The sequence below is a fragment of the Streptomyces sp. NBC_01450 genome (genome assembly GCF_036227505.1).
Lineage (GTDB): Bacteria > Actinomycetota > Actinomycetes > Streptomycetales > Streptomycetaceae > Streptomyces.
This window is the reverse complement of sequence record NZ_CP109480.1, coordinates 7,069,662-7,088,169: the sequence shown is the minus strand read 5'-3', so window position 1 is coordinate 7,088,169 and position 18,508 is coordinate 7,069,662. Positions and strand designations below refer to the sequence as shown.

Below are 18,508 nucleotides of genomic sequence, written 5' to 3'. Positions count from 1 at the left end.
TGACGCATGTTCCCTCTTTCCTCGGCGCGGACGGCACAGGTGTCCGGGGGCATCCTCCCCCTGTGGGACGGAGGGGATTCCTCTTCTCCGGGACTCCCTGGGACGGGACGTCCGCCGGGCCGCCGAAAGTTCCGGCCGATGGGCACCCCCGCGCGGGAAGCGCGCCCGGAACCTGCCTGGTCGGCAACAACTTCTCGCGTCCGCGCGCCCGGAACCTACCCGGCCGGCAGCAACTTCTCGCGCCCGCGCGCCCGGTACTCGGCCAGCAGCCCGTCGATGTCCGGCTCGCGCAGTCTGCGGTACGCCGACTCCCCCGGCGGCCGCCACCACACCGGGTCGGCACAGCGGAAGCCCTCGCGGCGCAGCCCCACCCGGTGAATCTTGTTGGTGGCGGTGACCGGCATCCGTGCCACGATCCGGACGAAGCGGGGTGCCATCTTGGTCCCCAGGTCGGGCTGGTCGAGGAGGAAGGCCGCGAAGGCCGACGGGTCGAATCCGGCTCCCTCGCGCGGTGCGATCGCCGCCATCACCTGGTCCCCGGCCACCGGGTCCGGCACCGCGTACACCGCCACGGCGGCGGCGTCCTCGTGGCGGGCGAGGATGTTCTCGATCATCGCGGCGGCGAGGTTCTCGCTGTCGACGCGCAGCCGGTCGTCGGCCCGCCCGGCGAAGTAGAGGAAGCCGTCGCCGTCGCGGTAGAAGAGGTCCCCGGTCCAGTACCAGCCTCGCCCGCTCTCGGCATCGCCCGCGCGGGGGGACCCTCGTCGGCGGCGTTCGGCGTCCGCGGCGGGGTTGCGCCAGTAGCCCTCGAAGGGGCTGGGTCCGCGGTTCACCAACTCCCCTATGGCCTCCTCCCCGTTGAGGAGCCTTCCGTCCTCGGCGAAGACGGCGGGCGGGCACTCGGCCACTGTCTGCGGGTCGACCACCGCGAGGTCGTCGCGGGGCGCCGCCCGCCCGATCGCGCCCGCCGGGGCGCCGGGCGTCCACTGGATGGCGGCGCCGCCCTCGGACGAGCCGTACCCCTCCACCAGCCGTACCCCGAAGCGCTCCTCGAAGGCGGCCGCGTCCACGGCCCCGGCCTCCGTCCCGAACCCCATCCGCAGCGGGTTGTCGCGGTCGTCGCCGCGGGCGGGCGTGGCCAGCAGGTACTGCACCGCGCGGCCCACATAGGTGAAGTACGTCGCCCCGCAGGCCCGTACGTCCGCGAGGAACCCGGACGCCGAGAAGCGCCGCCGCAGCGCGATCCCGGCGCCCGCCGCCAGCGCGGGCGCCCAGTCGGCGATCACCGCGTTGCCGTGGAACATCGGCATGCAGATGTAGTGCGTGTCGTCCGGGCGCACCCCGAACTGCTCGACGAGCGAGCGTCCGGCGGCCGCCAGCCGGCCCTGGGTGCAGATCGCGGCCTTGGGGGCGCCGGTCGAGCCGGAGGTGAAGTAGAGGAGGAGTCGGACGTCCGGCGACACGGAGGGCGCCGCGTCCGGCTTCGCGCCCTCGTACGGCGCGAGGAGTTCCTCGTACGCCTCGGTGTCGGTGACCAGGACACGTACGCCGGGCAGTTCGAGGCCGTCCAGGAGCGGCAGGTGGGTCCGCTCGGTGACCAGGACGCGGCACTCGGTGTGCAGGATGCCGCGGGCCAGTTCGGGGCCGCGCCGGGTCGGGTTGATCCCGGCGACGGCGGCACCGGAGAGGGCCGCCGCGCTCAACCAGAGCGGATATTCGGGGGTGTTGTCGAGCAGCACCCCGACGTGCGGTTCGGCGCCGGGTGGCAGCAGGTCGGCGAGGAGCGCCGCCCGCGCCGCGGCGCCCGCGGCCACCTGGTGGTGGCTGCGCACCCGCCCCTCGAACCACAGCCCCGGCCGGTGGTCGCCCCACCGTTCCTGTACGAGTTCCGCGACGGTACGCCTCATGGACCCCATGGGGGCGCACGATAATTGACGCACCGTCAGAAGGGGAGCCCCGTGCCCTCGAACTCGTCCCCTCCGCTCCCGGCCGAGTCCCACATCGAGAAGAACCCGTGGACACTCACCATGAAGCCGATGCAGAAGAGGACGATCACCGTACAGAAGATCAGGATGCCCACGGTTCCCGCGGCCAGCTTGCCCCGGCTCGGCGTGTGAGCCGTGGCCTTCTCCGGGCGCTCGGCGATGTAGTGGACGGTGACGATGTCGCCCTCGATGATCGTCGCCGGGCCGTTCTCCTCCTCGAAGCGGACCGTGCGGCCGTCCCGCGCCCTGAACTCGTACACGTGATGCAGGGTCGTACTCACCGAGGTGTCGCCCCCGCCACCGCTGGTCGTCGTGAAGGACCGCAAACAGCGCGCCTCGGCGGTCAGCCCGCTGCTCCAGGCCCGGTTCATGTCCAGTGAGCGACGGATCACCGCGACCGCCATGGATATGGCAACAGCCATGATCAGCCCTGGCACCGCATAGAAGAAGACGTCCATGACATTCCCCCGTTGTCCGGTACAGCTCCACGCACGCCGTCATGGTCATGTCGACGTGCGTGGAACCTACCCGTGGGGGGTGCGCGAGCTCCTCAAGAGAGGCTCAGAACATTTCCGGTCGCGGCGCCCTCAGAACGTGACGTCCGCGCACGAGTAGAACGCGTTCGCGGTGTCGGCGATCGTCCACACGCCGAGGATGACGTGATGACCGCTCAGCCCTGAGGGCAGCGTGCCGGTGTGACTGAACGTGGACGGCGGGCGCTGCCCGTTGTACGGGACGGTCAGGAACGGGGTGGTGTTCAGGTCCGCCCTGGTCAGTGCGTGGTTCTGGTTCCAGCCGGACTTGGTGACGAAGTACTTGAAGTCGGTCGTGGCGTGCACGGCCGTGAACTGCCAGCGGAAGGTGTAGCTCTGCCCGCCGGTGACCTTGGTCGTCGGCCAGGCCGCACCCGAGGGGGTCTTGGGCTGGTCGAGCTGGCTGAAGTTGGTGTGGTTCGCGGAACAGATCTGGCCGTCCGCGGGACCCGCCGCCGGGAAGCCCTTCGGGCCCTCGACACTCTGGGGCTCCCACTGGATGTCGCCGCAGCCCGCGACGCTGCCCCCGTTGGCGGCACACAGCTTCTGCCGGCTGAGGGGCTGGTCGGTGTAGCCGTGGGCGTCGGCTCCGCCGGTGGAGAGCACGAACGTGCCCGCCGTGGCGAGGCCCACGACAGCGGCGTACAGCTTGGCTTTCCTGGTGGTGTGGATGTCGGTCGTCCGTATGCGCATGCTGCCGCTCCTGGAGGACGTGGGGGAGGTTCTCGTGAGCCGTGCGCGCGATTTTCAGGTCTAGACCAAGTCCCAGATTATTGCCGCGACTTGAACATGTCCAGACCAATCGCCAAGCTGTCCGTCCCCGCCACGGCCCCGCCGCCCGTCCCCGTCACCGCCCCGCTGCCCCGCTGCCCGTCCCCGTCACCGCCCCGCTGCCCGTCCCCGTCACCGCCCCGCTGCCCGTCCCCGTCACCGCCCCGCCGTCGGCCCCCGTCACGGCGAGGCCTCCCTGTGCCCCGTGTAGAACGCCACCGTCAGGTCCTTCACCAGTGCCTTGCGCTCGTAGTCGTCGAGTTCGACCAGTCCGCGCATGGTCAGCCGGGTCACCGTGTCCTCGACGGAGTCGACGACGGAGGTGAGCACGGTGTCGCGGTGCTGGGCGTCCAGCGTCGCGATCCGGCGGCGCTGCATCACGGCCGCGACCTCGGGGGCGTACTCGATCCGGGTCGGCTGCGCCGAGAACACCTCCAGGCCGACCGGCGCGGTGTCCGCGGCGATCATCCCGGTGAGCACCTCCCCGACGGCGTCCGTGTTGTGCAGGGTCGCCACGTCCTTGATGACCGCGGGCGGCGCCTCGGCCGGCAACTGCGAGAGCATCCGCGACATCGCCGCCTCCACACACTCGCGCAGATACGTCTCGTGGTCCTCGACGCCGAGCGTGGCCCGCGCGGTGTCCTTGACCCGCCACACCACGAGCACCACCACCCGCAGCGCGACCCCGTTCGCGTCGACCACCGACATCGGCTCACTGCGCCAGTGCCGCAGCCGTACGTCGACCCGGCGCCGCAGCACCATCGGGTTGATCCACAACAACCCGGTGCGCCGGACCGTGCCCCGATAGCGGCCGAAGAGGCCCAGCACCCAGGCGCGCCCGGTCCGGCCGCGGGTGAGCCCGCCGAACCCGAACAGCCCGAGCGCGCCGGCCCCGGCGTACGCGGCCCACTGCGCGGGGCCGAGCCCGCTGCCCGCGTGCCAGGGCAGCCCGAGCGCCCTCCCCGCGGTGTGCGGCAGCACACCCGACCACCAGGAGGCGAGTACACATCCGGCCACCCCGCAGGCCCCGGCCAGCACACCCGCCACTCCGGGCAGCACCGGTGCGGGGCGCTCCACCAGTTCGGGGTCGACCTCCGGCACCGGGCGCGGGGTCCGGCCCAGCGCGGGGCGCCGGATCCGGGGCTGTTCGCCCGTGCCGCGCCGCCGCCCCACGACGGCGGGCGCGAGCGGCACGGACACCGGTTCGGCGTCGTCCCGGAAGAGCAGATGGACGGGGATCTCGGTGGTCGCCTCGTTGTGGATGAGCCGGGCGGGCCGGGAGGTACCGCCGCCCTCCGGCGTCCCTCCGGACTCCGGGGTGGGTGAAGTCGTCGTACTCATAGCTGCCTCCATGCCTCCGCGCGTGGAAGGGTGATCCCGGCCGGGTGACCAGCCCTGGTGCGAGCCCTGTCACCGGCCTGGTCACAAGAAGAGCCGGCGCCAGGTCTCCGGCCCCGGATAGCCGTCCGCCGCGCCGCCGCGCCAGCCCTGCGCCCGCTGGAACGCCTCGACGCCCCGCCGGTCCGCCTCACCCCAGCGCGGGCCCGGAGCCGACGTGTAGTACTTGCCGAACCCCTTCTTCACGAGCTGCTCCCCGAGCCGGGTGACGGACTCGTTGTCGGCACCCGGCCGGAACAGCCCGCGCCCCGGATAACCGGGCCCGGACGCCACGGACGGGGCCGAGGAACCCTTCGTTCCCGCCCCTCCCACCGCCGGGATGTCCCTGCCCTTCTTGCCCACCAGGTAGGACCAGGCCTGCGGCCCCGCCGGCCCGCCCCTCGCCTCGGTCAGCCCCTTGTAGCGGTAGGGCACAAAGCGTGGGGAGTTGGTCCAGTAGGCGTACGGGGTGGACTGTCCGCGGGTGTGCGGGCGGACCTGTTCATAGGCGAGGTAATAGGTGTGGGTGTAGTCCGACCAGCCGCCGAAAAGGACGACGTGCGAGCCGTTCTCGGGATCCTCCGGATTATGGAAGAGAAGCATGTCGCCGGGCTGCAACTGGTCGCGTGAAATGCGTACGCCGAACGTGTCGAGACTGCCCGTCCACTCGTTTCCCGGCAGACTCCAGGCCATCGAGACAAAGCCCGAACAGTCCTGCCGGTATCCGTCCGACCAGTACTCGGACATGCTGTACGGCACCTGCGAGGCGACCCACTTCTTGGCCCGGTTGATGATCGCCGCCCGGGTGGTCGCGGGCAGCTCGCCCCCGGCCCCCGGCTTCGCCGGACCCGTCTTGCCGTGCAGCGGGGCCCTGCCGCCCTGCGGGGTGTCGGACTCGTCACCCCTCGGGTCGCCCGGCCGGACGGGTCCGTGCGCGACGGCCACGGCCGGCGCCGGCTGACTCCCGGCGATGACCGTGCCGGCCGCCGCGGCCAGCAGCAGCGCGCCCCGCGCCGCCGGATGGCCCACGGGCCCGGGCAGTGCGGAAGGGGGAATGACGCGCCGCCAGTGCGCGCATCCGGGGCAATCACAGTCGCTCGCGGGATCGAATTCCTCGAATACCGGAGCCTCCATGAGATTCCCCTCACACCGCAGGTCCATATCTCCGCACTTCTGCACACGCGCCAGTTTCGCAACTGTCGTCTCTTGTCGCATGTTGACGGTCCGAATGATGTACAAGGACCACTTCCAGCCGATCCGGGACCACTCACCGCCCACCTCACGACCCCTCCGCGGTCCGGAGCACCCTCCTCGGTCGGGTAGAGTTCTCGGGTCAGCAGGCGCCGCTAGCTCAGTTGGTTAGAGCAGCTGACTCTTAATCAGCGGGTCCGGGGTTCGAGTCCCTGGCGGCGCACCGACACCGAAGGGCTCCTCACCAACGTGAGGGGCCCTTCGGCGTGTGGGTGGGGTGGCGGGCGGGGCAGGCGTGACGGGGCGGACCCCTAATGGGCGCAACAGGCACAAAGACCCGCATACAGGCCGGGCATATGCGCCCGGCGTATGGGGCAGTGACCCCATCTTCGTACACGCGTCCCAATTAGCGCGTATGACCGGTTAACACCGCGTTTCGCATCTTGCGATCATGACGGACACCGTAGAACCCTGGGCTTCAAGGGACTGTCGATACCTGACAGTTGGGGGTATGGCCGGTTGCGTCCATGGGGGGTTGGGGGCCCCGTTCATGAACCGATGCCGAGGGGGGCATCATGCAACCGGAAGGTCGCATTTCTGTGTCTTCGCCATATGAAGGACGTGGTGATGCCGATCTGCCAGCATGCGTCCGTGACGGTCGAGGGGGACCCGAACGGGCGACAAGAACCGACGAACACGCACCTGGACGTGCGTGCGGGGGGAATGACTCATGACGTCGACGCCGACGGGCGCCCGGCAGAACTTCGACCCGTCTGAGACGACCCAGCTCCGGATGCCATCGCACCGGACCGGCAGCAACTTCCGCAGGATCAAGAAGACCCTGCCGAGATACGACTACGAGCACTACAGCCGGCTCGCGGGTCCCCTCACACAGCCCGATCCGAACAAGCCGTACAAGGTGCAGTACCGCTCCCTGCTGTCCCAGGAGCCGCACCGCGTGAGAGCCGCCCTGATGCTGGGTGCCGCGCCGCTGCTGTCGCTGATCCTGCTGGGCTGGCTGCTCCAGCCAGAGCACTGGACGGAACGCGACTACCCCGCCTACGACTTCCTGCCGGTGCTCGACATCGTGATGCTGGTCTCGATCGGTCTGATCGAGTTCTTCCGCTGCATGAACGTGCTGTCGAACGCGCACGCCACCCTGGTCGCCCGCGACCCCATCCCGGTGGTCCCGGAGACCGGCACCAGAGTCGCCTTCCTCACCTCCTTCGTGCCCGGCAAGGAACCCCTCGCCATGGTCACCAAGACCCTGGAGGCGGCCGTCAAGCTGCGCCACCGGGGTCTGCTGCACGTCTGGCTGCTCGACGAGGGTGACGACCCGGAGGTGAAGGAGGTCTGCGAGCGCCTGGGCGTGCACCACTTCTCCCGCAAGGGCGTCCCGCAGTGGAACCAGGCCAAGGGCCCGCACCGCGCCAAGACCAAGCACGGCAACTACAACGCCTGGCTGGAGGCCCACGGCGGCGAGTACGACTTCTTCGCCTCCGTCGACACCGACCACGTACCGCTGCCCAACTACCTGGAGCGGATGCTCGGCTTCTTCCGCGACCCGGACATCGGCTTCGTCATCGGCCCGCAGGTCTACGGCAACTACGACAACCCCATCACCAAGGCCGCCGAGTCCCAGCAGTTCCTCTTCCACGCGCTGATCCAGCGGGCCGGCAACCGCTACGGCGCGCCGATGTTCGTGGGCACCTCCAACGCCGTACGCATCAAGGCGCTCAAGCAGATCGGCGGCCTGTACGACTCGATCACCGAGGACATGGCGACCGGCTTCGAGATGCACCGCGCTAAGAACCCGGCGACGGGCAGGAAGTGGCGCTCGGTCTACACCCCCGACGTCCTCGCGGTCGGCGAGGGCCCGAACGCCTGGACGGACTTCTTCACCCAGCAGCTGCGCTGGTCACGGGGGACGTACGAGACGATCCTCAAGCAGTACTGGAAGGGCTTCTTCTCGCTGCCGCCGAGCAAGCTCTTCAACTACACCATGATGATCATCTTCTACCCGATGTCCGCCCTGAACTGGATCCTCGCGGCCCTCAGCTGCGCGCTCTTCCTGGGCCTGGGCGCGTCCGGTGTGAACATCGACCCGACGGTCTGGCTGATGCTGTACGGCAACGCCTCCGCGCTGCAGATCGGCCTGTACGTGTGGAACCGCCGGCACAACGTCTCCCCGCACGAGCCCGAGGGCTCCGGCGGCGTGGCGGGCATGATCATGTCGGCGCTCTCCGCGCCGATCTACGCCCGCTCGCTGATGGACACGGTGCTGCGCCGCAAGAGCAAGTTCGTGGTGACCCCCAAGGGTGACTCGGCCAGCCCCGACACGCTGTTCGGGACCTTCCGGATCCACCTGTTCTTCATTCTGGTCTTCGCCGGCTCGATCGTCGCCGGACTCCTGCTCGGGCACTCCCACCCCGCGATGATCACCTGGGCCTCCTTCGCCCTGCTGATCACCGCCTCGCCGATCCTCGCCTGGCAGTGGGCCCTGCGCCAGGCGAAGAAGAAGCCGTCGGTGCCGCCCGCCTCGCCCGAGGAGACGGTGCCGCTGCCCGCCCAGGCCTCGGCGCCCCAGCAGGAACAGCACGCGCCGCACGCCCCTCACGCCCCGCAGCACAAGCCCAGCTGGGCCGCGGCACAGGGCGGCGGCAGCGGCAAAGGCCCTGACCAGACCATGCAGATTTCCCTTGGGGGACGTAAGAAATGAAAGACGGTGCCCGTCGCCGCCGTGCTCGTCGCCTGGCGATAGGCGGAGCGGTGGTGCTCGCGCTGGCCGGGATGAACGGGCCGTGGGTGTACCGCTTCAGCACGGAGAAATACCACGAGTACACCATCAACAAGCCCGAGTACAAGGCCGAGAACGGGCACTGGGACATCATCCAGTTCCCCGAGGAGTACAGACAGAACACCATCCACGCGGCCCTGCTGCACACCGGCAAGATCCTGCTGATCGCGGGCTCGGGCAACAACCAGGACAACTTCGACGCGAAGAAGTTCGACACGCGGATCTGGGACCCGGTCAAGGGCACCATCAAGAAGATCCCGACGCCGGCCGACCTGTTCTGCACGGGCCACACCCAGCTCGCCAACGGCAATCTGCTGATCGCGGGCGGCACCAAGCGGTACGAGACGCTGAAGGGTGACGTCACCAAGGCCGGCGGCCTGATGGTCGTCCACAACGAGAACCCGGACAAGCCGATCACGCTGCCCGCGGGCACCAAGTTCACCGGCAAGGAGAACGGCAAGACGTTCGTCTCCAAGGACCCGGTGCTCGTCCCGCGCGCGAAGAAGGTCTTCGACAAGGCGACCGGCAAGTTCCTGCGCAACGACCCGGGCCTCGGCCGTATCTACGTCGAGGCCCAGAAGAGCGGCCAGAAGTACGAGACGGGCACCCAGGACAACTATCGCATCCAGGGCCTGACCGGCACCGACGCCCGCAACACCTACGGCATCGCGCAGAAGCTCGCCCTGGACAAGAAGGACTTCCAGGGTATTCGGGACGCGTACGAGTTCGATCCGGTCGCCGAGAAGTACATCAAGGTCGACCCGATGAACGAGGCCCGCTGGTACCCGACGCTCACCACCATGAGCGACGGCAAGATCCTCAGCCTCTCCGGTCTGGACGAGATCGGCCAGCTGGTCCCGGGCAAGAACGAGGTGTTCGACCCGAAGACCAAGAAGTGGACGTACACCAAGGGCATCCGCCAGTTCCCGACCTACCCGGCGATCTCCCTGATGCAGAACGGCAAGATGTTCTACTCGGGCTCGAACGCGGGCTACGGACCGGACAACGTGGGCCGCGACCCCGGCATCTGGGACGTGGCCGGCAACAAGTTCACCAAGCTGCCGGGCCTGAGCGATCCCAACATGATGGAGACGTCCGGCACGGTGCTGCTGCCGCCCGCGCAGGACGAGAAGTACATGGTGATCGGCGGCGGCGGGGTCGGCGAGTCCAAGCTGTCCAGCAAGAAGACCCGGCTCATCGACCTCAAGGACAAGAACCCGAGGTTCGTGGACGGGCCCGAGCTGGAGAAGGGCACCCGCTATCCGCAGTCCTCGATCCTGCCCGACGACACCGTCCTCGTCTCCGGCGGCTCCGAGGACTACCGGGGGCGCAGCGACTCCGACATCCTCCAGGCGCGGATCTACAACCCCAGGTCGAACACCCTCGACCGGGTCGCCGATCCGCTGGTGGGCCGCAACTACCACTCGGGCTCGATCCTGCTGCCCGACGGCCGGGTGATGTTCTTCGGCTCCAACTCGCTCTACGCGGACAAGGCCAACACCAAACCGGCCACGTTCGAGCAGCGCATCGAGATCTACACACCGCCGTACCTCTACCGGGACTCGCGGCCCGAGCTCTCCGGCGGCCCGAAGACGATCGCGCGCGGCGGATCGGCGACGTTCACCTCGCGGCACGCGGCGGCCATCAAGACGGCCCGGCTGATACGGCCGAGCGCGTCCACGCACGTCACCGACGTCGACCAGCGTTCCATCGCGCTGGACTTCAAGAAGACGAAGAACGGGGTCACGGTGACCGTGCCGAAGAACCGGAATCTCGTGGAGTCCGGTTGGTACATGCTGTTCGTGACGGACGACCAGGGGACACCGAGCAAGGCCCAGTGGGTCAAGGTGCCGTAGCGCTCCGCTGGGTTGGGCTGGTTTTGACTTCGGGTGAGTGGGGGCTGAGCGGGCCCACGCGGCGGAGCCGCATGACGTCAGTTCCCCACGCCCCTGAAGAAGGGGCGCGGGGATCTGGCGTTACTTGGATGCCTTGGCCAGCTTCAGTGCGTACTCCGCCCACCACTCGCCCGCCTTCGGCCCCCCCTTGCACTCCCCGTCCGACTCACCCGGCCGCTTGACCCACAGGTACGCGTCGACGAGCGGATCGGCGGTCTTGGTCGTCGGGGGCTCGCCCAGCGCGCGCCCCGGCGGATTGCACCAGTTCTCGTCCGCGTCGCCGGCCGTGTAGGGGCCGTTTCCGTTGCGGCTGGTGTCGATGACGAAGTGCTTGCCGCCGACCTTCGCGGACAGTTGCTTGCCGTACTCGATGGAGTCCTTGGTCGAGTAGAAGTTGGAGACGTTGACGGAGAAGCCGTCGGCCTGGTCGATGCCGGCCTGCTTCAGCGGCTGGAAGATCTCGTCGGGGTGGCCCCAGCCCGCGTTGCCCGCGTCCAGGTACACCTTCGTGTTCTTCAGGGACTTGAGCTTGGTGACCGCGGTCTTGAGGAGGAAGTACCGCTCCTCCTGGAACTGCTCCGGAGTGCACTGGTTGACCAGGTGCAGGATCGCGTCCGGCTCCAGGATCACCGTGGCGGGCCGGTCCTCGATGCCACGGGCGACCCCGTCGATCCAGGCCTTGTAGGCGTCGCCGTCCGCCGCGCCGCCCTGCGAGAACTGGCCGCAGTCGCGGTGCGGGATGTCGTAGAGGACGAGGATGGCGGCCCGGTCGGCCCGCTGCGCCGCCTCGGTGAAGCCGCGCGCTTCTTGCTCCGGATTCTCCGGTCCGATCCACTCGCCGGTCGGCTGTTCGGCTATCTTGCGGATCTGCTCGGCGTCGTCCTTCTTGCCCGCCTTGACGTACGCGGTGACCTGCTCGGCCGCGTTGCCCGCCGGGTTGACCCAGAACGGGTCGGAGTTCTTGGGCTGTTGTGTGACCTTGGAACCGGAACCGTCGCTCTTGTCGCCGCCGCCTCCGGAGGAACACCCCGCGAGCAGCAACAACGCCCCCACCATCGCAACGGACGCCCGTGCCCCGGCCCCCTTACTGCCGTACATGCAACTCCCCCTCGGGTGCACTGTCCTTGGGGTCAATCGTGACATAGGTGTCGCCTCGCCCACGAGATCGTCCAACCCTTTTCGATGAGCTGTTACAGCCCCGTGGACGGGCTGCCCGGTGGGCGGGCCGGTCCTGCGTGATCCCCCTAGGCCAGAACGCTCATACGTTCTAGAGTTGCCTCAAACGGACCCAGAACCTCCCGCGCCGACCGCCGGGTTACTCCCGCAGCCCGTGCGAGCGCGGTCGAGGACCAGCCCGGTCGGCGACTTCGGGGGGAGCGGGTCGCCGACCGGGCCAGGTGAAACGGGTGACAGGGGCACCGGTCACGGGTCACCCGCTCATCAGCCGCGGCCCGTGAGGTACGCCGACACGACCACGTTCGCGGTGTAGGTGCGGCTCACCCGGTCGAAGGTGCCGCCGCAGGTGACGAGCCGCAGCTCGGCCCGCCCCGACTCCCGTGGCCCGTAGGCCTGTCGGGCGTCGAAGTGGTCGCGCGGGAAGACCTGTACGTCGTCCACGGTGAACTCGGCGACCGTCCCGTCGTCGCGGACCACCCGGACCGTCTGCCCGGGCCGTACCGTGCTGAGCTTGTAGAAGACCGCCGGCCGGGTCTCGGTGTCGACGTGCCCCACGAACAGCGCGGCTCCGGCCGCCCCCGGCCGGACTCCGGCGGCGTACCAGCCGACCACGCCCGGCTGGTCGTAGGGCGGCGGATCGATCGCCCCCTGCCCGTCGAGCCCACGGCCCACGACCGGCGCCTGCACCCCCATCGACGGAATGTCGATGCGCTGCGGCGCGGCGTTCGCCAGCGGCTTCAGCGCGGGGGGCAGCCGTACCTCCGGCGGTCGTCCGACCGCCGCGATGTCCCCCGTCGTCGGAGCCGCGATCCCCAGCCGTACGTCGGTCAGCTCACGGCCCCACAGCCACAGCCCGAGCAGCAGCACCGCCCAGGCGACACCGGTCAGCAGCCGTCCGGCGCCGGAGGAACGCCCGTGTTCGGGCAGGTCGTCGGACATGTCAGTCGCGGGTGTCGTGGCCCCGGCGCGCACTGCGGACCGCGACCGCCACCGCGGCGGCGCTCGCCAGGATGAGGCCGATCACCGCGTGCTTGGTGCCGGGGCTCGACGCACGGGGGTCCACGGAGGCGAAGTGCGCGGTGCCGCCGCCGCCCGCGTGCACGGGGGCCACGGGTGAAGCGAGGCCGGTCGGGAGGGCGAGGGCGGACCTCAGGGCGGTCGGCCCGCCCGGCGCGGCGACCGTGACCGTGCCGGTCACCCGGTCCTGCCGGCCGTCGCAGCTGACCTTGACCGCGTAGGCACCGGCCTTGGCCGACGAGCGGACGCGGGTGTCACCGACGAGCACCCCGCCCTGGCCGGTGAGCCGCGCGTCCGCGACGAACGCCGTCGAGACCGCGGTGCCGGTCGTGCCCGTACAGCCCAGCGCCCGCAGTTGGATGTCGCTGCCGGGGGCCGGGGACACGGGGGAGACGGAGACGCCCCCGTCGGCCGCGTACGCGGTGGGAGTGAACGCCGCCGCGAGAACGGCACCGGCGCAGAGAGTGAGTCGCGCACAGAGAGCGAGTCGACATGAACCCATCGTGAACCTCCAGATATCTGGAGACTCCCCCCGCGAACCCCGGGACGCATCCTCAGATGCCCCCCACTGCTCCATACGGGTCTCAAATGGTTTGACTCGAAGCCGTAGTAGTCGGTCCCGCCGGGAAGGGCGGCTCACAGCGAGGGGCATCCCGACCCGAACGGATCGAGATCGCGCGGAGGTACTGACGTAGATATCGCGCGGAGATACTGACGTCGATCCTCCGGGGGCGAGCCCCGTCACCGCAGCGCTGCGGTGAAGTCCCTGGTCAAGGCCAGCGACCTTCGGCCGAATGAATGAATACCATGGCCACTCCACAGGCCAACAGGGCAGGAGTCCGCACCCATGACAGAGCGCAAGCCCATCGAATCATGGCTCACCGACATGGACGGCGTGCTCATGCACGAGGGGGTTCCGGTGCCCGGGGCCGACGCCTTCATCAAGAAGCTGCGTGAGTCCGGCAAGCCCTTCCTCGTACTCACCAACAACTCGATCTACACGGCGCGCGACCTGCAGGCCCGGCTGAACCGCATCGGCCTCGACGTGCCGGTGCAGAACATCTGGACCTCTGCTCTGGCGACCGCCAAGTTCCTGGACACCCAGCACCCCGGCGGCACCGCGTACGTCATCGGTGAGGCCGGACTGACGACCGCGCTGCACGACGCCGGCTATGTGCTGACCGATTCGGAGCCGGATTTCGTGATCTTGGGTGAAACCCGGACCTATTCATTCGAGGCGCTGACGAAGGCGATCCGGCTCATCAACGACGGCGCCCGGTTCATCGCCACCAACCCGGACAACACGGGACCCTCTCCCGAGGGCGCCCTGCCCGCAACCGGTTCTGTCGCCGCACTGATCACCAAGGCGACCGGCAAGGAGCCGTACTTCGTGGGCAAGCCGAACCCGCTCATGATGCGCACCGGACTGAACGTCATCGGAGCGCACTCCGAGACCTCCGCCATGATCGGTGACCGCATGGACACAGATGTGCTGGCGGGCCTGGAGGCCGGGATGGAGACGTTCCTGGTCCTCACCGGGCTCACGGGCAAGGGCGACATCGACCGCTACCCGTACCGCCCGACCAAGGTCGTGGACTCCATCGCGGATCTTGTCGACCTTGTTTGATCGTGTGATCGTCACGCACCACCGGCCCGGGTTCGCCGCCCGGGCCTCTGGTCTCAACGGCGCCTGAACCACGCCCAGCGGGACACCGCGAGCAGGGCGGCTCCCGCCGCGAACAGCGCGACGCCCGTCCCCACGCCGAGCCCATGGCGGGCGCCCTCCCCCGTCCTGGCCAACTCGTCCGCGGCCGAGGACCCTTCCCGTTCCTTTCCCTCTTTCCCTCCCACCGCGTCACCGTCACCGCCGTCACCGCCGTCGGTACCGCCGCCGGCGCCGTCGCCGCCCTCACCGTCGTCGCCGGTACTCGTCCCAGTGCTGGTCCCGGTGCCGGTGCCGGAACTGGTCCCGGTGCTGCTGCCGGTGCCGCGGGGGTCGGGAGCCGCGCCGGTACCGCCGTCGCCTCCGCCATCGCTTCCGCCGCCTCCGTCGCTGTCGCCGTCACTACCGCTGCCCCCACCGTCCCCGCCGTCCCCGGTACCCCCGGTGTCCCCGGTCCCCCCAGTGCCCCCGGCCTCCACAACGTCCCCGTCGCTCGTCTTGCTCTCGTTGTCGATCCGGAAGCGGTACTCGTTCGACTCCCCCACCCAGTCCCCGTCGTTGTTGTGGCGCTGCACCACGGCCGCGTTGGCGACGACGTCGTTCGGCACGGTGGCGTCGGAGGTCACGGAGAGCCTGACCTTCACGGTGAGCGTCCGGCCGGGTCCGACCGTGAACCCCGGGAACCCGTCGTCGAACGCCCCGACGTTCTCGTCCTGGTCGCTCTTCTCGAACGTGACGGGATGCGTGCGCTCCCCCTCGTAGAACTCCAGCCGCGCCTGCTCCGGCCGCAGCACCCGCTTGCTGTCCACGAGTACGACGATCGGGTGGATGTTGCCGCAGGAGTGCGCGGTGGTGTTGGTCAGGTCGATGTACCAGGTCCGGAAGTCGCCGCCGACGTCATAGCCGTCCGGCCCGCCGTGGATCCGGGTCTTGATGGGGAAGGCCCGTGTGTCCGGCGCGGCACAGGTGGGGCGCGGGCTCTCGGTGGAGCCGAGGGGGGTGAGCGCGTGGGCGGCGGGCGGCGGTGCGAGCGCGAGACCCAGGGCGGGGGCAACGGCGGTCAGGACGAAGGGGCTGGTCTTGCGCAGTCGCATGAGGGGCCTTTGCCGATCAAGGGCGGCGGGAGGGGGGCGGGAGCGTCGGGCGGTGAGGGCGACGGCGTACAGGGCAACGGCCCCGTGACCGTCCCACGCCGGCCGGCCCGCACCGCCCCGCCACGCCCGCGATACACCCCGCCCGGCCGCGGAAGTCCCCCCGAACAGCCGAGCCGCTCAGCCCTCCCCGCGCCCGAACAGCCGAGCCGCTCAGCCCTCCCCGCGCCCGAACAACGGCGCCAGCAGCAACTGCGCCGCGCCCTCCGCGACCCCGCGCGCGCCACCGGGCGCCACCCGCACCGGAACCGCCCCGTCGGCCACGCCCTCCAGCCGGGCCCGTTCCTCGAGAACGGCACCGACACCCCGTACGAACGCCTCCTGATGCGCCGCGACGGTACGCCCGCCGAGCAGCACCAGGTCGATGTCCAGCAGCCCCACCAGATTCGCGGCGCCCACCCCGAGCACCCGCGCCGCCTCACCCACGGCACCACGGTCCACCGCGGCGAGGCACAACGCCTCGACGCAGCCACGGTTGCCACAGCCGCACGGCGGCCCGTCCAGCTGAATGACCTGATGCCCGAACTCCCCCGCCCCGGTACGCGCCCCCCGGTGCACGCCCCCACCGATCACGAGCCCCGCCCCGAGCCCCGTACCCAGATGCAGATACGCGAAGGATTCGAGGGGACCGGAGGGCACATCCCCCGTCGTCCCGATGCCACTGCCATGGCCACTGCCACTCCCCACCACCGCGATCCCCAACGCGGCCGCGTTCGTGTCCTTGTCCACCACCACGGGCACGCCGAGCCGCCCCGCCAGCGCGTCCCGCAGCGGGAACCCGTCCCACTCGGGAAACCCGGTGACCCGATGCAGCACACCCCGGACATGGTCGAGCGGCCCGGGCAGGGCGACACCCACGCCCAGCACGGACACCCCCGCCCCCGTGAGCAGCGCCTCGACCTCCCTCGCCGCCGACTCGACAACCGCCTCCGCCCCGGCCCCCAGATCGAGCGGAACCCGCCGCTCGGCGACCACCGCGCCGGTGAGGTCGCAGAGCACGACCGTCACCTCGTCGCGGTCGAGGTGGAGTCCGACCGCGTGCCCGGCCTCGGGTACGAGCCGCAGCACGGTCCGCGGCTTGCCGCCGGTCGACGCGCGGCGCCCCGCCTCCGCCGCCAGTCCGTCCGCCCGCAGCCGCGCGGTGATCTTGCTGACGGCCTGCGGGGTCAGTCCGGTGCGCTCGGCGAGTTCGAGCCGGCTGATGCCACCCTCCCCGGCCGTGCGCAGCAGATCGAGCACGAGCGCCGCGTTGTGACTGCGCAGGGCGAGCAGGTTCACTCCCGACTCGGTGTTGGTCCTGTTCACGTACGCCATTGTCCCCCGCGCTTGCACTTTGGCAACAGCGTTGCGAAAGTGGATGCCATGACTGGTACTCCTCCCCTCCGTGTGGCCCTCATCGGCTACGGCCTCGCCGGCTCCGTCTTCCACGCCCCGCTGATCGCCACGACCGAGGGCCTGGCCCTGGACACGATCGTCACCTCGAACCCGGAGCGGCAGGAGCAGGCCCGCGCCGAGTTCGGCGACGGGGTCAGGTTCGCCGCCACGCCCGAAGAGCTCTGGGCGCGCGCCGACGAGCTGGACCTGATCGTCATCGCCTCCCCGAACAAGACCCACGTCCCGCTCGCCACCGCCGCCCTCAAGGCGGGCCTGCCGGTCGTCGTCGACAAGCCCCTCGCCGGTACGGCGGCGGAGGCCCGTGAGCTCGCGGCGCTGGCGGACGAGCGCGGCCTGCTCCTCTCCGTCTTCCAGAACCGCCGCTGGGACAACGACTTCCTGACCCTGCGCAAGCTGCTCTCCGAGGGCGAGCTGGGCGACGTATGGCGCTTCGAGTCCCGTTTCGAGCGGTGGCGCCCGCAGCCCAAGGGCGGCTGGCGCGAGTCCGGCGACCCGGCAGAGATCGGAGGTCTCCTCTACGACCTCGGCAGCCACGTCGTCGACCAGGCCCTCGTCCTCTTCGGCCCCGCCGCCTCGGTGTACGCCGAGGCGGACATCCGCCGCCCCGGCGCGCAGACCGACGACGACACCTTCATCGCGATCACGCACACGAACGGCGTCCGGTCCCACCTCTACGTCTCCGCGACGACCGCCCAACTCGGCCCGCGCTTCCGCGTCCTGGGCTCACAGGCGGGTTACGTGAAGCACGGCCTCGACCCGCAGGAGGCGGACCTGCGCGAGGGCAGGCGTCCCGGCGCGGGCACCGAGTGGGGCGTGGAGCCGGAGTCCCTGTGGGGCCGCGTCGGCTCCGGAGAGTCCCCGCTCACCGGCGGCGGCCGACCCGAGCCCACCCTGCCGGGCGCGTACCCCGCGTACTACGAGGCCATCGCCGCCGCCCTCCGCGACGGCGCCCCGAACCCGGTCACCGCGCAGGAGGCCGCGGCCGCCCTCGACGTCCTGGAGGCGGCCCGCCGCTCCGCCACCGAGGGCACGGCGGTGTCCCTGTGAGCACCGAGAACGCCGCGCGGCCGCTCGCGCAGCAGATCACGGAACTGGAGTCCCAGGAGCGACAGCTGGTCCTCCCCCACTTCACGTACGACGACGCCTGGACGCTCGGCACCCTGCTGGTGGACTTGGCCCGCGAGGCCGCCGCCCCGGTCGCCATCGACATCCGCCGCGGCGGCCAGCAGCTCTTCCACGCCGCCCTGCCCGGTTCGACCCCGGACAACGACGCCTGGATCGACCGCAAGCGCCGCGTCGTCGAGCGCTACGGCTGCTCCTCGCTCCTCGTCGGCACCCGCTTCCGCGCCAAGGGCACCACCTTCGAGGACTCCTCCCGCCTCGACCCCGACACCTACGCGGCCCACGGCGGCGCGTTCCCCCTCGCGGTCGAGGGCGCGGGCGTCATCGGCACCGTGGTGGTCTCGGGCCTCCCCCAACTGGACGACCACGCCATGGTCGTCAAGGCGCTCCACCAGTTCCTGGGACGCTAAGCCCACACCCGCGCCCCTGTTCTTC

At 70.3% G+C, this 18,508-nt stretch carries 15 protein-coding genes and 1 tRNA gene; 6 read left to right on the top strand and 10 right to left on the bottom strand.

What is annotated here, in order from left to right:
- Positions 1 to 215: 215 nt before the first annotated feature.
- From OG568_RS31605 to OG568_RS31585, 5 genes are all read right to left on the bottom strand, one after another.
- Positions 216 to 1,916: an AMP-binding protein gene (locus OG568_RS31605; RefSeq protein WP_329533993.1), complete on the bottom strand. Its 1,701-nt coding sequence runs from the start codon at positions 1,914 to 1,916 to the stop codon at positions 216 to 218.
- Positions 1,917 to 1,942: 26 nt separating this feature from the next.
- Positions 1,943 to 2,443 (bottom strand): DUF3592 domain-containing protein, encoded by a 501-nt coding sequence (locus OG568_RS31600; RefSeq protein WP_266582646.1) that lies wholly within the window; start codon positions 2,441 to 2,443, stop codon positions 1,943 to 1,945.
- A gap of 129 nt (positions 2,444 to 2,572) precedes the next feature.
- Positions 2,573 to 3,211 carry a lytic polysaccharide monooxygenase auxiliary activity family 9 protein gene (locus OG568_RS31595; RefSeq protein ID WP_266582647.1) on the bottom strand — a complete coding sequence of 213 codons (639 nt, stop codon included), beginning with the start codon at positions 3,209 to 3,211 and terminating at the stop codon, positions 2,573 to 2,575.
- Between the two features lie 258 nt (positions 3,212 to 3,469).
- Positions 3,470 to 4,630: an SPFH domain-containing protein gene (locus OG568_RS31590; RefSeq protein ID WP_329533991.1), complete on the bottom strand. Its 1,161-nt coding sequence runs from the start codon at positions 4,628 to 4,630 to the stop codon at positions 3,470 to 3,472.
- 81 nt (positions 4,631 to 4,711) lie between these two features.
- A complete protein-coding gene (locus OG568_RS31585; protein WP_329533990.1) occupies positions 4,712 to 5,800 on the bottom strand; it encodes a peptidoglycan-binding protein in 1,089 nt (362 codons plus the stop codon).
- A 206-nt stretch (positions 5,801 to 6,006) separates the two neighbouring features.
- Here OG568_RS31585 and OG568_RS31580 point away from each other — a divergent pair.
- From OG568_RS31580 to OG568_RS31570, 3 genes are all read left to right on the top strand, one after another.
- Positions 6,007 to 6,080: transfer RNA gene (locus OG568_RS31580), tRNA-Lys, on the top strand.
- Positions 6,081 to 6,587: 507 nt separating this feature from the next.
- Positions 6,588 to 8,576, top strand: a complete 1,989-nt coding sequence (locus OG568_RS31575) for a glycosyltransferase family 2 protein (protein ID WP_329533989.1) — start codon at positions 6,588 to 6,590, stop codon at positions 8,574 to 8,576.
- On the top strand, positions 8,573 to 10,510 hold the full coding sequence (locus OG568_RS31570; protein WP_329533988.1) for a kelch motif-containing protein: 1,938 nt from the start codon (positions 8,573 to 8,575) through the stop codon (positions 10,508 to 10,510). The genes OG568_RS31575 and OG568_RS31570 overlap by 4 nt, the downstream gene beginning before the upstream one ends.
- Positions 10,511 to 10,630: 120 nt before the next feature.
- Here OG568_RS31570 and OG568_RS31565 read toward each other — a convergent pair whose 3' ends face one another.
- The 3 genes from OG568_RS31565 to OG568_RS31555 all read right to left on the bottom strand — a co-directional run bounded on the left by OG568_RS31565 (position 10,631) and on the right by OG568_RS31555 (position 13,244).
- Entirely contained in the window at positions 10,631 to 11,647 is a 1,017-nt protein-coding gene (locus tag OG568_RS31565; RefSeq protein ID WP_329533987.1) for a glycoside hydrolase family 6 protein, read from the bottom strand.
- Positions 11,648 to 11,989: 342 nt separating this feature from the next.
- Positions 11,990 to 12,664, bottom strand: a complete 675-nt coding sequence (locus OG568_RS31560) for a class F sortase (protein WP_266582653.1) — start codon at positions 12,662 to 12,664, stop codon at positions 11,990 to 11,992.
- Between the two features lies 1 nt (position 12,665).
- Entirely contained in the window at positions 12,666 to 13,244 is a 579-nt protein-coding gene (locus tag OG568_RS31555) for a hypothetical protein (protein ID WP_329533986.1), read from the bottom strand.
- A gap of 345 nt (positions 13,245 to 13,589) precedes the next feature.
- Here OG568_RS31555 and OG568_RS31550 point away from each other — a divergent pair, with 345 nt between their 5' ends.
- Positions 13,590 to 14,369 carry an HAD-IIA family hydrolase gene (locus OG568_RS31550; RefSeq protein WP_329533985.1) on the top strand — a complete coding sequence of 260 codons (780 nt, stop codon included), beginning with the start codon at positions 13,590 to 13,592 and terminating at the stop codon, positions 14,367 to 14,369.
- A gap of 53 nt (positions 14,370 to 14,422) precedes the next feature.
- Here the strand turns inward: OG568_RS31550 and OG568_RS61500 are convergent, their stop codons facing one another.
- Together OG568_RS61500 and OG568_RS31540 are read right to left on the bottom strand one after the other, a co-directional pair.
- Positions 14,423 to 15,499 carry a hypothetical protein gene (locus OG568_RS61500; protein WP_443077793.1) on the bottom strand — a complete coding sequence of 359 codons (1,077 nt, stop codon included), beginning with the start codon at positions 15,497 to 15,499 and terminating at the stop codon, positions 14,423 to 14,425.
- 210 nt (positions 15,500 to 15,709) lie between these two features.
- Positions 15,710 to 16,870, bottom strand: coding sequence for an ROK family transcriptional regulator (locus OG568_RS31540; protein ID WP_329533984.1), 1,161 nt, complete (start codon positions 16,868 to 16,870; stop codon positions 15,710 to 15,712).
- Between the two features lie 48 nt (positions 16,871 to 16,918).
- Between OG568_RS31540 and OG568_RS31535 the strand changes: the two genes are divergently transcribed.
- On the top strand, positions 16,919 to 17,998 hold the full coding sequence (locus tag OG568_RS31535; RefSeq protein ID WP_266413679.1) for a Gfo/Idh/MocA family oxidoreductase: 1,080 nt from the start codon (positions 16,919 to 16,921) through the stop codon (positions 17,996 to 17,998).
- Positions 17,995 to 18,483 (top strand): heme-degrading domain-containing protein, encoded by a 489-nt coding sequence (locus OG568_RS31530; RefSeq protein ID WP_329533983.1) that lies wholly within the window; start codon positions 17,995 to 17,997, stop codon positions 18,481 to 18,483. Before OG568_RS31535 ends, OG568_RS31530 begins: the two co-directional genes overlap by 4 nt.
- Positions 18,484 to 18,508: the final 25 nt, after the last annotated feature.

What these genes read in the sequence shown, in the direction of transcription:
- OG568_RS31605 (WP_329533993.1), bottom strand. Translation starts at nt 1,916, where the DNA reads ATGGGGTCCATGAGGCGTACCGTCGCGGAACTCGTACAGGAACGGTGG.
- OG568_RS31600 (WP_266582646.1), bottom strand. Translation starts at nt 2,443, where the DNA reads ATGGACGTCTTCTTCTATGCGGTGCCAGGGCTGATCATGGCTGTTGCC.
- OG568_RS31595 (WP_266582647.1), bottom strand. Translation starts at nt 3,211, where the DNA reads ATGCGCATACGGACGACCGACATCCACACCACCAGGAAAGCCAAGCTG.
- OG568_RS31590 (WP_329533991.1), bottom strand. Translation starts at nt 4,630, where the DNA reads ATGAGTACGACGACTTCACCCACCCCGGAGTCCGGAGGGACGCCGGAG.
- OG568_RS31585 (WP_329533990.1), bottom strand. Translation starts at nt 5,800, where the DNA reads ATGGAGGCTCCGGTATTCGAGGAATTCGATCCCGCGAGCGACTGTGAT.
- OG568_RS31575 (WP_329533989.1), top strand. Translation starts at nt 6,588, where the DNA reads ATGACGTCGACGCCGACGGGCGCCCGGCAGAACTTCGACCCGTCTGAG.
- OG568_RS31570 (WP_329533988.1), top strand. Translation starts at nt 8,573, where the DNA reads ATGAAAGACGGTGCCCGTCGCCGCCGTGCTCGTCGCCTGGCGATAGGC.
- OG568_RS31565 (WP_329533987.1), bottom strand. Translation starts at nt 11,647, where the DNA reads ATGTACGGCAGTAAGGGGGCCGGGGCACGGGCGTCCGTTGCGATGGTG.
- OG568_RS31560 (WP_266582653.1), bottom strand. Translation starts at nt 12,664, where the DNA reads ATGTCCGACGACCTGCCCGAACACGGGCGTTCCTCCGGCGCCGGACGG.
- OG568_RS31555 (WP_329533986.1), bottom strand. Translation starts at nt 13,244, where the DNA reads ATGGGTTCATGTCGACTCGCTCTCTGTGCGCGACTCACTCTCTGCGCC.
- OG568_RS31550 (WP_329533985.1), top strand. Translation starts at nt 13,590, where the DNA reads ATGACAGAGCGCAAGCCCATCGAATCATGGCTCACCGACATGGACGGC.
- OG568_RS61500 (WP_443077793.1), bottom strand. Translation starts at nt 15,499, where the DNA reads ATGCGACTGCGCAAGACCAGCCCCTTCGTCCTGACCGCCGTTGCCCCC.
- OG568_RS31540 (WP_329533984.1), bottom strand. Translation starts at nt 16,870, where the DNA reads ATGGCGTACGTGAACAGGACCAACACCGAGTCGGGAGTGAACCTGCTC.
- OG568_RS31535 (WP_266413679.1), top strand. Translation starts at nt 16,919, where the DNA reads ATGACTGGTACTCCTCCCCTCCGTGTGGCCCTCATCGGCTACGGCCTC.